We start from the raw sequence: 10,465 nt of genomic DNA, 5'->3' as shown, positions 1-10,465 counted from the left end.
GTCCCTGGCCGGCAAGAACGACTGCGCCGCCGGTGCCGGCACCAGTTGCGCCGGCACCTCCAAGGTCGACTACCAGGGCAATGCCTGGAAGAACGTCCCGGCAGGCACCTGCACCTCGATCAAGACCCCCAAGGGCATGGGTTCGCTCACGCCGATCAAGTCCTGACCCACGGGGTTGCCGACCACGCCCGCACGGCACCGATGCGTGGCGTGGCCGGCGCACCGCTTTAGCACCGCCTGCCCGTCACCACGCTGCGCCCATGCAGGCCGCAGCCCGGCGGGATGCAAGCACCAACGTTGTGTATTCCCTGACGCCTTGCCGATACGACAGGCAACGCGCCAGGCCGTTTCAACGATCAGGGAGCGTTCAGCATGTTCGCCGTAGTGGGTCGGTTCTTCGGTAAGTCAGTCCATGGCAAATTGACCCTGGGCTTTGGCGCGGTGCTACTGCTATCGATCACGCTGTCCGGGATCGCCCTGCGCAGCATCAATCAATTGACCGACCGCAGCGAAGCGCTGGTCGAGAGTGCCTCTCTCGCCACCCTGATCGCGGCGGTTCGCCTCAAGGAAAACGAATTCGACCGCAATGGCCAGAGCAGTGCTGCCCAGGCCTACACCCGCGAGGTCGAGAAGCTGGGTGCGCGGGTGAATGAAATCCGCGCCAGCCTGGGCCCCGAGGCCAGCGAAACCCTGGATCACATCAGCGCCGTGGCGGGAGACTACGAACAAGCATTCGACAAGCTGGTAACGGCACGCCACCAGGCGACAAGCGCAGAAAAGGCCATGCTCCCCGCCATCGAGGCCATCGAGCAGCACTTCGGCAATGTCCGCCAGGCACTGTTTGACCTGCTGCCGGGCGGCGACCCGCAGAGCATCGAGCGGGCGCGCATGATCGTTGAGCTCGAAACCATCATTTCCCGGCTGCGCGAGCAGGTCCAGAGCTACATCGCCCGCCCCACAGCCGAAGGCGAACAGCGGGTGGCCCAGACCGCCGACAGCATACGCAATCGCGGCAATGAACTGTGGGAGCGGCTACCCAACGACACCCTGCAGGCGCAACTGGTGGAAGGGTTGCGGGCCGTGCTGGCCTACCAGGACCGGGTAAAGGAGTTGCAAAGCAGCGTGAGCCAGAGCGAATCGGTGAAGCAGACCCTGCTCGCACACTCCGAGGAGCTGCAACGACTCGCCACGATCGCCTACCAGCAACAGGTGCAGGGGCGCGATACCGATGTGCGCTCCGCCCATGGCGAACTGCTGGTGGCCCAGGCACTGGCATTGCTGCTGGGCCTCGGCGCCGCCTGGCTGATCACCCGGCAGATCGTGCCGCAACTGCATCGGGCCCTGGCCCTGGCACGGCACATCGCCGCCGGGGACCTCACCGGCAACCTGGACCATCGCCTGCACGATGAACTGGGTCAGTTGATGGATGCCATGCGGGAAATGGCGCGTCATCTCAGGCAGATCATAGGCCATATCGGTGCGAGCACCGAACGCCTGACGGTATCGGCGACCGACCTGTCGGGCGTGGCGACCCGCAGCAGTGCCGGGCTCAGCGACCAGCGCCACCAGACCGAACAGGTGGCGACGGCCATGGGCGAAATGGTCGCCAGCGCCCGGCATGTGGCCGAGGACGCGCGCCAGGCCTCACAGTTGGCGATCACCACCGAAGCCCGCAGCGTCGAGGGCGACCGGGTCATCAGAGAAGCGGTCGAGCAATTCGAAGCCCTGGCCAGCAATGTGCAGGTGTGCAACCAGGCCATGGCCCGCCTGCGCCATGATGGCGAGCGCATCAGTGGTGTACTCAACGTGATTCGTGACGTCGCCGACAAGACCAACCTGCTGGCGCTCAATGCCGCAATCGAAGCCGCCCGCGCCGGTGAATCGGGGCGCGGGTTCGCCGTGGTCGCCGATGAAGTGCGGGCGCTGGCGCAGCGCACCCAGAGTTCCACGCGGGAAATCGAAGCGCTGGTCCATGCCCTGCACACCGGCACCCAGGAAGCCACCACGCTGATGGAGCGCAGCGAAAGCATGAGCCACACCAGCGTGCAGCTTGCGCACAGCGCCGGGCATGTACTCGAGGAAATCCGTGAGTCGGTGGCGTCGATCCAGGCGGCCAACCAACAGATCGTCGTCGCCGCAGACCGGCAGACACAGCTTTCCGAGCATATCAACGAAAACATCACCACCGTGCGCAGCATCACCGAAAACTCGACCAAGGCGGGTGCTCGCATCGCCTCGGCCAGCCAGGAGCTCTCCAGCCTGGGCGCAGAACTGAACGAGCTGATACGGCACTTCACGTTCTAGGCATTCGACTGAAACCATACGGCCCGACCAAGGAACGCCTATGAACATTCTCCACTTGCTGGGCAAGCGCCCCGCGCGCCCTGTCATCGACGAAGCCTTGCTGTCCAGCCTGCTGACGCTGGCCTGGGTCGTGGAAGCCCGCGATCCCTACACCGGCGGCCATCTCTGGCGCGTTGCCCAATACTGTGCGCTGCTGGCCGAAAAAAGCGGCTTCGCACCAGCGGAGGTGGCGCGCCTTGCCCTGGGTGGTTTCGTTCACGACCTGGGCAAGGTCGGCATCCCGGATGCCATATTGAGAAAGCCCGGCCCGCTGAACGATGACGAATACGCGGTGATCCGCACGCACCCGGAAATCGGCCGGCGCATGCTCGAAACCCATCCGATAGCCGCGCTGGTGATGGATGCCGTGGCCTCGCACCACGAAACCCCAGACGGCAGCGGTTATCCCCACGGGCTCGGCGCAGCGGATATTTCCACGATGGCCGCCATTACCGGTATCTGTGACGCCTTCGACGCCATGACCAGCTCCCGCGCCTACCGCCCGGGCATGCCGCTGGACAGGGCGCTGGGCATCATCGGTCAGAACCTCGGCACGCAGTTCAATACGCACTATGGCCGCCTGTTCATCGAACTGGGGCACGAGGGCCTGCTCGACGCCGTAATGGGGCATACCGACGCGGGCATTCCCCTGCGTCGCTGCGCGATGTGCGGCCCTACCGTGGTCCTACAGCAGGCTCACGTCGAGGGCGATCATGTCTTCTGCCCTTCGTGCGCCAGCGGCTACGAGTTGGTTCGCCCCACCCCGGACGCTGCCCTGGCACTGCGTGCAACCGGGCAAACCGGCAGCGCGGACGACCTTGCGCCCCAACCCGATACCGACCTGCTCGCCCGCCTGGCCCGGCAATTCAGCCCGGCCCGTGGCCCGGCCTGAGCCGACAGCCCCTACCAGCGCAACACACAACGCCCCAGCAACGCCCCCAATGCGGTGGGCAGGGCCATGCCCAGCACATACCAGACGCCCCAGAACGGCACGGTCATTTCCGGGCAGTGCAGGCAATAGACCAGGGTGGCCAGCGTACCGGCCAATGCACCGGCACCCGCCCCGGCCAGGGGCAGCCGGGTGGGCGCCAGGCCGCGCAACGCCCAGGAAAAGGCAACGATACCGGGGAGCGAGAGCAGCAGGATCTTGAACGGGCAACCCTTCCAGGTTCTACCCAGGGTCAATGGCAAGCGGGCGGCCAGCGGTGCCTCCAGCAGGGTATAGGCACTGGCCAACCACAGCACCAGCAACGGTATGCACAGCATGACCCAGGCGCCGCCGACCCGCCCGCCCGGACACGCGGTGCGCCGCGTCAGGTACAGCGCCCCCGGCAGCAACGCGACCGGCAACGCCAGCTTGGCGTAGAAAAGCGGCAAGCGAGCCACCTGCGCCAGATCGGGACGTACCCCGAACAGCAGGGTCATCAGCAACGCGGCCCCCAGGACACTGACCACCAGCGCCAGGGCAAAGCGCTTGCCGAACAGGTGCTTGTCGACCGCCGGCACACCGGTCGCCAGCAGGGTAATCAGCTCGTCAGTCCTCATCGTCCAACTACCTCTGCTACCCGATGCCAAGCGGGCCTTGGCACCAGCGGGCGCCCGGCCATCGAAGCCATGTGCGGCCGAGCGCGGTGCCGTTGGCACCGGCCAGGCCCTGTGGAGGTAGTTCGCTGCCAAGGGGGTAACGGTTACAGCCTGGGTGAATTTTCCCGCGCTGTAGCACCAGGTGGTTGCGCCCCCGGGGCATGGGCAGGCGTCAAGGCGGCGAGCGTGAGCACGTCGAAGGAAATATTCGATGTGCTGTAACCAAGTGCGCCGCCAGAGCGAATTACTGGTCGGACCGTCACGTTGCGCTGGCGGCCATTGAGCCTCTCACGGAGATACACCATGAAAAGCTTCGCCCTCGCTACCGCCGCACTCGCCCTCGCCTCCATTGCATCCACCGCCATGGCCGACAACCAGGCCACGCCAAGCGTGGAAAAATGCTACGGCGTCTCCCTGGCCGGCAAGAACGACTGCGCCGCCGGTGCCGGCACCAGCTGCGCCGGCACCTCCAAGGTCGACTACCAGGGCAATGCCTGGAAGAACGTCCCGGCAGGCACCTGCACCTCGATCAAGACCCCCAAGGGCATGGGCTCGCTCACGCCGATCAAGTCCTGAGCGCAGGCGCCGCCGATCATGCACGCTCCTATGCCACTGGGTGCCGGCCTTGGTTTGAAGGCCGAGCACTACGACGCCGCCCGGGACTGCAGCGCAGCCGGGCTGTGGTTTGAGGTCCACCCAGAGAACTACATGGTTGGCGGTGCTCGCCTGGCCCACCTGGAAGCGGTGGGCGAACGGCATCCGCTGTCGCTGCACGGGGTCTCCCTGTCCCTGGCGGCGGACGCCGCCCCCGACCCGACGCACCTCCAGCGCCTGCGCAGGCTGGCAGACCACGTGCGACCGGCGCTGGTATCCGAACACCTCGCCTGGTCCACCTGGCGCAATCACTATTACCCGGACCTGTTGCCATTCCCGCGCAGCCACGAGGCCCTGGTACGCATCGCAGACAACATACAGCGTACCCAGGATGCCCTGGGGCGCAGCATTGCCATCGAAAATCCCAGCCATTACCTGCACCTGGACGGCCACGACTGGGATGAAATCGACTTTCTCACCGAGCTGACGCAGCGCACTGGTTGCGCCCTGCTGCTCGACATCAACAACGTGCACGTCAGCGCGCACAACATCGATTTTGATCCGGCCGCCTACATCGATCGCTTCCCGGGCCAGGCCGTCGCGGAGATTCATCTGGCGGGGCACAGCCATGACGCCGGCGGTGCGTTGCTCATCGACTCCCACGACGCCCCGGTCGCTGACCCGGTCTGGGCCCTGTATCAGCGCTTGATCCAGCGCATCGGCCCGCGCCCGACGCTGATCGAGCGCGATGACAACGTACCCGCGTTCACGGCATTGCTCGGCGAACGCGCGCACGCCCAGGCCATGCTCGACCGACTGGGAGCGACGCAATGATCAGACGTCTCGAACACTTCCAGGACGCCTTCATCGAGGCCTTGCAGGTACGTGCCGCCCCGGAACTGTCCGCCCTCACCGCGCAACCCGGCTTTCAGGTGTACCGCAATACCGTACTCAAGGGCTGCGTCGAGGCGCTGTGTGACAACTTCCCCAGCGTCGAACGCCTGGTCGGCCGTGACTGGCTGCGCGCGGCGGCGGTCGTTCATGCCAACGCCTGCGCACCAAGCGATGCCCGCCTGATCTTCTACGGGGCGGACTTTCCCGCGTTTCTCGCGGCCTTCGAGCCGGCCCGGGAGCTGCCCTACCTGGGCCCGGTGGCCCAACTCGACTACCTGTGGATAGAGGCCTTCTGTGCCGTGCAGGAGCCCGCGCTGGAACTTGCCAGCCTGGCCGGCGTGTCGCCCGAGGCACTGGCAACCTGTCACCTGCGCCCGCGCGCCAGCGCACGCTGGCGGTGGTTCGACGAGCAACCGATCTACAGCCTCTGGCGCTGCAACCGCGAAGGGGTGGACCTGCCTGACAACCTGCCCTGGCAGGGCGAAGGCGCTTTGCTGGTGGGCCATTGCGATGGCGTCACCTGGCACGCGCTCGAACCCGCTGGCTGCGTGTTTCTGGACGCCTGCGCTGCCGGACACGATCTGGAGCGGGCCTCGGCCCTGGCCTTGCAGCGGCAAGGCGACCTGGACTTTACCGACCTGCTCAGCCGCTTGCTGGGTGCCCGCGTGTTCTCTCCCCTTGTTCTTGCATGAAGGAAATAGCCATGGATATCACCCAGCCGTCGTCCAACAACAGCCGCGCCACAGTGCGTCAACGCTGGGACCAGGTGTGCGACCTGCTTCAGCGCCTGATCAGCGACTCGACGCTCAGCCTGGTGGCGCGCATCAGCGTTGCGGCGATCTTCTTTCTCTCGGGGCGCACCAAGGTCGAGGGGCTGTTGACCATCACCCCCGGTACCTATGAGCTGTTTCGTAGCGAATACGCCCTGCCGCTGCTGTCACCGCACCTGGCCGCCCACCTGGCGACCTATGCCGAGCATGTGTTTCCGCTGCTGCTGATCGTCGGCCTGTTCTCGCGCCTGTCTGCCCTGGCGCTGCTGGGCATGACTGCGGTCATCCAGGTATTCGTCTACCCCGATGCCTGGCCAACGCACCTGTCCTGGGCCGGATTGCTGCTGGTCATCATCGGCCGGGGCGCCGGGGCGTGGTCGCTGGACAGGCTGCTGCGCATTCGCTGAATGCGACTGGCGCAGGCAATGCTGTGCGCTTCAGGTCGTGGGCGCTCCGTGCCCCTCTACCGTTTATGAGAGAGGGGCAGGAACCGAGGCCCACGGCTGAATGCATCAAGGCTATTACGGCAGGTACGGCAGGCTCAGGGGCTCATTGCCCGGCCGGTACATTGCCCGCCGTCTGCCCGAAGAGGATCTTCTTGCCCGCCTCGGTCACCGTCGGGCGGCTGGAGAACGGCTCACCCCTGGCGTAGGCCCTGACCGTGGCCGGGCGCTGGGCGATGGCCTCGAACCAGCGGCGCACATGGGGGAAGTCGTCGAGGTTCTGCTGCTGGTTCTTCCACGGCACGATCCAGGGGTAGCACGCCATGTCGGCAATGCTGTACTGCTCGCCGGCAACGAAGGTGCTGTCCGCCAGGCGACGATCCAGCACGCCATAGAGGCGGTTGGTTTCGTTGACGTAGCGGTTGATCGCGTAGGGGATCTTTTCCGGTGCATAGATCCCGAAATGATGGTTCTGCCCGGCCATCGGCCCAAGCCCGCCCATTTGCCAGAACAGCCATTCCGTCACCGTCTTGCGGCCACGCAGGTCGGTGGGCAGGAACAACCCGGTTTTTTCCGCCAGGTACAGCAGGATGGCGCCGGATTCGAACACCGTCACTGCTTCCCCGCCATCGGCCGGCGCAGTGTCGATGATGGCGGGCATGCGGTTGTTCGGCGAGAACGCGAGGAAATCGGGCTTGAACTGGTCGCCCGCGCTGATATCCACCGGGTGGATGCGGTAGTCCAGGCCGGCCTCTTCCAGAAACAGGGTGATCTTGTGGCCGTTGGGTGTTGGCCAGTAGTAGAGCTCGATCATCGTTGGTGGTCCCCGTGAAGGTTCAAGTGACTGTCAAGCAGGGTCAGCGCTGGCCGTACCATGCCTTCGAGCAGTTCACGCTCCGGCCGCGTTCGGGCCAGGACGCGAACGCCCAGGAGAATGCCCAGCAGCAGGCGCGCCAGATCGTCCGCCGGCTGCGCGCAGGTAATGGCGCCGCTGTGCTGGCCGGCCAGCACGCAGCGCCGGAAAAAGGCCTCGATCTGTATCAGGACAGCAGCCACGGCGCGCTGGAAGTCGGGGTCGTCCGGTGAGGCCTCAAGGGCGGAATTCACCAGCATGCAACCCTTGTGCTGGGGGTCGTTGAGCGAGCGTTCGAGTATCTCGTCGAAGAACGCCTCGATGGCCTGGCGCGGCGGCAGGACGCCTTCGAATCGCCGCACCCGGTCGGCAAAACCCTCTTCGACGTAATGGTCCAGCGCACGGCGATACAGCGAGCGCTTGTCGCCAAAAGCGTTGTACAGGCTGGCACTGGTCAGCCCCATGCCCTGGGCCAGGTCACGCACCGAAGTGGCCTCATAGCCACGGGCCCAGAAACATTGAACGGCTGCATCGAGCACCGCCCTCTCATCGAACTCTCTTGGCCGAGCCATCCGTACTCCCATTGCCAGGCCAACACAGGTGTTGCCCTTTTTCTGTAGACGGCCCTATTCTAGATCGAACGATCTAAAACACAAGACAGGACCCCACCCGCATGATTCATTTCTACTACCACCCCACGCCCAACCCGGCCAAGGTCGCCCTGTTTCTGGAAGAAACCGGGCTGCCCTACCAGCTGGTTCCTCTCGATACCGGCAAGGGCGAACAGCACACCGCGCAGTTCCGGGCCATCAACCCCAATGGCAAGGTCCCGGCCATCGTCGACAGCGAAGGCCCCGGTGGCCGCGAGGCACGGGTGTTCGATTCGACCGCCATCCTGCTCTACCTCGGCGAAAAGACCGGGCAGCTCATGGGCGCGCCGACCGACAAACCCGAACTGCTGTCGTGGCTGATGTTCATCGCCACGGGTATCGGGCCGTTCTCCGGCCAGGCCGTGCACTTCCAGTATGCCGCGCCGGAGAGCATCCCCTATGCAATCAACCGTTACCGGCGCGAAGCCGAACGGCACTACCAGGTGCTGGATGAGCACCTCGCCGGGCGCGACTACATCGTGGGCGACAGCTACACCCTGGCGGACATCTCAGCCTGGGGCTGGATCGACCGTGCCTCGCGCGTGCTCAAGGGCGAAAGCGACCCGCTGGCCGCCTACCCCAACATCCAGCGCTGGTTCCAGGCCATCGATGCGCGCCCGGCGGCGGCCCGTGCCCGTGAAGTGGGCAAGGACCACGCCTTCAAGAAAGACCTCGACGAGCAGATGCGCCGCGCGCTGTTCCCCTCCAACTACCCGGCGTAAGCCTCACCGGGTCAGCGTGCCCAGCGCACGCTGACCCCCGGACACGATCCCCAGAGAGGTGTGGCATGCAACCCATTGAAGGCATCGTTTTTGATCTCTACGGCACGTTGTACGACGTGCACTCCGTCGTCCAGGCCTGCGAAAGCGCCTACCCGGGCCAGGGTGAGGCCATCTCCCGCCTGTGGCGACAGAAGCAGCTCGAATACACCTGGCTGAGCAGCCTCATGGGCCGCTATGCCAGCTTCGAGCAACGAACCGAAGAAGCCCTGCGCTACACCTGCAAGCACCTGGGGCTCGCCACGGATGAAACCACTCTGCGGCAGCTCGGCCAGGCCTACCTGCACCTGGCTCCCCACCCGGACACGACCGCGGCCTTGCGGCGGCTGAAAGCAAGCGGCCTGCCCATGGCCATCGCCTCCAACGGCTCGCACCACTCCATCGAGCAGGTCGTCAGCCACTCGGACATGGGCTGGGCATTCGACCACCTGATCAGTGTCGAAACGGTCAAGGTGTTCAAGCCGGACAACCGCGTCTACAGCCTGGCCGAACAAACCATGGCCATCCCCAGGGACAGGCTGCTGTTCGTCTCGTCCAACAGTTGGGATGCGACCGGCGCCCGGCACTTCGGCTTTCCGGTGTGCTGGGTCAATCGTCAGGGGGCCGTGTTCGATGAATTGGGCGCCACCCCGACCCGTGAAGTACGTGACCTGGGCGAGATGAGCGACTGGCTGCTCGATTGAAGCTGTCCGCGCGAACGGCGCCCATGGATGATGGCCGGGGCGCCGTTCGGGCCAGGGCTGCTAGTGAACAAGGCGAATGCCGTCGATGCGTACCTGTTCCCCAGGCGAGAAGGCTTGCCCCGGCGTACGGAAACGCTCGCGAGTGCCGTCATCGTTTTTCACCCTGTAGGCGTTTTCACTCAGGCCCGCCGATGCCATCGCTGCGCGGTGGGCTCAGAGGTTGTCGCTGTCGGTCAGGTAATTGACCAGGCGCCGAAGCCAGGGCGCGATCAACAGCACCACCGGAATCATCATCAGCCAGGACAACACCCAGGCCTTCGACCAGTGCCCCATGAACCGTTCCACGGGAAACAGCGGACGGCTGGCAATTGCCGAGGCAATCGCACAGGTAATGGCCGACTGCAACAACGCAAAAAGATGGTGCCCGTGGCGTTTCGATAGCTTGATCACTGTACATGCCCCCTGGTTACGGGAAGCGCGCCATGCGCCTCCGCCTCGATGCCCTCAACGCGTGAACGCCACAAAGGCGCCTGGCATGGCTGTTATCCTGCCGCGAATGCGCACAGTGGTTTTATCCGTCCGTGCAGAACATTTTACCGATTGTCCCCACTGCGCATTCTATGCGGAACGAGCCTGGAGGCAATGCGCTCGCCTGGCCGGGTCATCGCGACCACCGATGAGTCACCGCGACCACAAAAACTCCAGGTCATAACGACAACAAAAATCACAACCTACTGTTTTTAAACAACTTATATACTGGCATGGTTTGTGTTCAGCACAGTGCTCACCCACTGAATGCAAGGACAAACCATGCAGCACAACGAATTCGACAATCGCCTGGCTGTGGTCACCGGTGCCAGCTCGGGCATCGG

Annotated in this window: 14 protein-coding genes and 1 pseudogene; 10 read left to right on the top strand and 5 right to left on the bottom strand. The window is 64.9% G+C overall.

Annotated features, from left to right (window positions below; all coding sequences use genetic code 11):
* The 4 genes and pseudogenes from APH36_RS31440 to APH36_RS29050 form a co-directional block, all read left to right on the top strand.
* Positions 1–166 (top strand): DUF2282 domain-containing protein (locus APH36_RS31440; RefSeq protein ID WP_156342236.1); only part of this gene is annotated, 166 nt, incomplete at its 5' end.
* Between the two features lie 206 nt (positions 167–372).
* Positions 373–1,449: pseudogene (locus APH36_RS33335) on the top strand (methyl-accepting chemotaxis protein); the annotation flags it as partial.
* On the top strand, positions 1,423–2,304 hold the full coding sequence (locus APH36_RS33330; RefSeq protein ID WP_370649567.1) for a methyl-accepting chemotaxis protein: 882 nt from the start codon (positions 1,423–1,425) through the stop codon (positions 2,302–2,304). The pseudogene APH36_RS33335 and the gene APH36_RS33330, both read left to right, overlap by 27 nt.
* 40 nt (positions 2,305–2,344) lie before the next feature.
* Positions 2,345–3,235, top strand: a complete 891-nt coding sequence (locus APH36_RS29050) for an HD-GYP domain-containing protein (protein WP_021703080.1) — start codon at positions 2,345–2,347, stop codon at positions 3,233–3,235.
* A gap of 11 nt (positions 3,236–3,246) precedes the next feature.
* On the opposite strand, the gene APH36_RS29045 is transcribed toward APH36_RS29050, so the two are convergent.
* Entirely contained in the window at positions 3,247–3,888 is a 642-nt protein-coding gene (locus APH36_RS29045; RefSeq protein ID WP_021703079.1) for a DUF1109 domain-containing protein, read from the bottom strand.
* Between the two features lie 342 nt (positions 3,889–4,230).
* On the opposite strand from APH36_RS29045, the gene APH36_RS29040 reads away from it, so the two are divergent.
* The 4 genes from APH36_RS29040 to APH36_RS29025 are packed head-to-tail and all read left to right on the top strand — an operon-like array spanning position 4,231 to position 6,592.
* Positions 4,231–4,503: a DUF2282 domain-containing protein gene (locus APH36_RS29040; RefSeq protein ID WP_021703078.1), complete on the top strand. Its 273-nt coding sequence runs from the start codon at positions 4,231–4,233 to the stop codon at positions 4,501–4,503.
* Between the two features lie 18 nt (positions 4,504–4,521).
* A complete protein-coding gene (locus APH36_RS29035) occupies positions 4,522–5,355 on the top strand; it encodes a DUF692 domain-containing protein (RefSeq protein ID WP_021703077.1) in 834 nt (277 codons plus the stop codon).
* Positions 5,352–6,107 carry a DNA-binding domain-containing protein gene (locus tag APH36_RS29030; protein ID WP_021703076.1) on the top strand — a complete coding sequence of 252 codons (756 nt, stop codon included), beginning with the start codon at positions 5,352–5,354 and terminating at the stop codon, positions 6,105–6,107. Before APH36_RS29035 ends, APH36_RS29030 begins: the two co-directional genes overlap by 4 nt.
* A gap of 11 nt (positions 6,108–6,118) precedes the next feature.
* Positions 6,119–6,592, top strand: coding sequence for a DoxX family protein (locus APH36_RS29025; RefSeq protein ID WP_021703075.1), 474 nt, complete (start codon positions 6,119–6,121; stop codon positions 6,590–6,592).
* Between the two features lie 142 nt (positions 6,593–6,734).
* Here APH36_RS29025 and APH36_RS29020 read toward each other — a convergent pair whose 3' ends face one another.
* Both APH36_RS29020 and APH36_RS29015 read right to left on the bottom strand, forming a co-directional pair.
* Positions 6,735–7,442 carry a glutathione binding-like protein gene (locus tag APH36_RS29020; RefSeq protein WP_021703074.1) on the bottom strand — a complete coding sequence of 236 codons (708 nt, stop codon included), beginning with the start codon at positions 7,440–7,442 and terminating at the stop codon, positions 6,735–6,737.
* Positions 7,439–8,053, bottom strand: coding sequence for a TetR/AcrR family transcriptional regulator (locus APH36_RS29015; RefSeq protein ID WP_021703073.1), 615 nt, complete (start codon positions 8,051–8,053; stop codon positions 7,439–7,441). Before APH36_RS29015 ends, APH36_RS29020 begins: the two co-directional genes overlap by 4 nt.
* Before the next feature lie 101 nt (positions 8,054–8,154).
* Here APH36_RS29015 and APH36_RS29010 point away from each other — a divergent pair, with 101 nt between their 5' ends.
* Together APH36_RS29010 and APH36_RS29005 are read left to right on the top strand one after the other, a co-directional pair.
* Positions 8,155–8,853: a glutathione S-transferase family protein gene (locus APH36_RS29010; protein WP_021703072.1), complete on the top strand. Its 699-nt coding sequence runs from the start codon at positions 8,155–8,157 to the stop codon at positions 8,851–8,853.
* Between the two features lie 65 nt (positions 8,854–8,918).
* The gene (locus tag APH36_RS29005; RefSeq protein WP_021703071.1) at positions 8,919–9,593 is read left to right on the top strand and encodes a haloacid dehalogenase type II; all 675 of its coding nucleotides are present in this window, start codon (positions 8,919–8,921) and stop codon (positions 9,591–9,593) included.
* Between the two features lie 213 nt (positions 9,594–9,806).
* Here the strand turns inward: APH36_RS29005 and APH36_RS29000 are convergent, their stop codons facing one another.
* Positions 9,807–10,043: a DUF2798 domain-containing protein gene (locus APH36_RS29000; protein ID WP_021703070.1), complete on the bottom strand. Its 237-nt coding sequence runs from the start codon at positions 10,041–10,043 to the stop codon at positions 9,807–9,809.
* A 231-nt stretch (positions 10,044–10,274) separates the two neighbouring features.
* On the bottom strand, positions 10,275–10,465 hold a 191-nt coding region (locus APH36_RS32415; protein ID WP_218187333.1), incomplete at its 5' end, for a hypothetical protein.

This window comes from Pseudomonas sp. NBRC 111133 (assembly GCF_001320605.1).
In the GTDB taxonomy this organism is placed as follows: domain Bacteria; phylum Pseudomonadota; class Gammaproteobacteria; order Pseudomonadales; family Pseudomonadaceae; genus Aquipseudomonas; species Aquipseudomonas monteilii.
Note: the sequence above shows the minus strand (reverse complement) of the source record. Positions and strands in the feature narration are given on the sequence as shown.

Excerpts from the sequence above, each read along its gene's own strand:
- APH36_RS29010 (WP_021703072.1), top strand. The coding sequence starts at position 8,155 with ATGATTCATTTCTACTACCACCCCACGCCCAACCCGGCCAAGGTCGCC.
- APH36_RS29020 (WP_021703074.1), bottom strand. The coding sequence starts at position 7,442 with ATGATCGAGCTCTACTACTGGCCAACACCCAACGGCCACAAGATCACC.
- APH36_RS29050 (WP_021703080.1), top strand. The coding sequence starts at position 2,345 with ATGAACATTCTCCACTTGCTGGGCAAGCGCCCCGCGCGCCCTGTCATC.
- APH36_RS33330 (WP_370649567.1), top strand. The coding sequence starts at position 1,423 with ATGGATGCCATGCGGGAAATGGCGCGTCATCTCAGGCAGATCATAGGC.
- APH36_RS29040 (WP_021703078.1), top strand. The coding sequence starts at position 4,231 with ATGAAAAGCTTCGCCCTCGCTACCGCCGCACTCGCCCTCGCCTCCATT.
- APH36_RS29025 (WP_021703075.1), top strand. The coding sequence starts at position 6,119 with ATGGATATCACCCAGCCGTCGTCCAACAACAGCCGCGCCACAGTGCGT.
- APH36_RS29045 (WP_021703079.1), bottom strand. The coding sequence starts at position 3,888 with ATGAGGACTGACGAGCTGATTACCCTGCTGGCGACCGGTGTGCCGGCG.
- APH36_RS29035 (WP_021703077.1), top strand. The coding sequence starts at position 4,522 with ATGCACGCTCCTATGCCACTGGGTGCCGGCCTTGGTTTGAAGGCCGAG.
- APH36_RS29005 (WP_021703071.1), top strand. The coding sequence starts at position 8,919 with ATGCAACCCATTGAAGGCATCGTTTTTGATCTCTACGGCACGTTGTAC.
- APH36_RS29030 (WP_021703076.1), top strand. The coding sequence starts at position 5,352 with ATGATCAGACGTCTCGAACACTTCCAGGACGCCTTCATCGAGGCCTTG.
- APH36_RS29015 (WP_021703073.1), bottom strand. The coding sequence starts at position 8,053 with ATGGCTCGGCCAAGAGAGTTCGATGAGAGGGCGGTGCTCGATGCAGCC.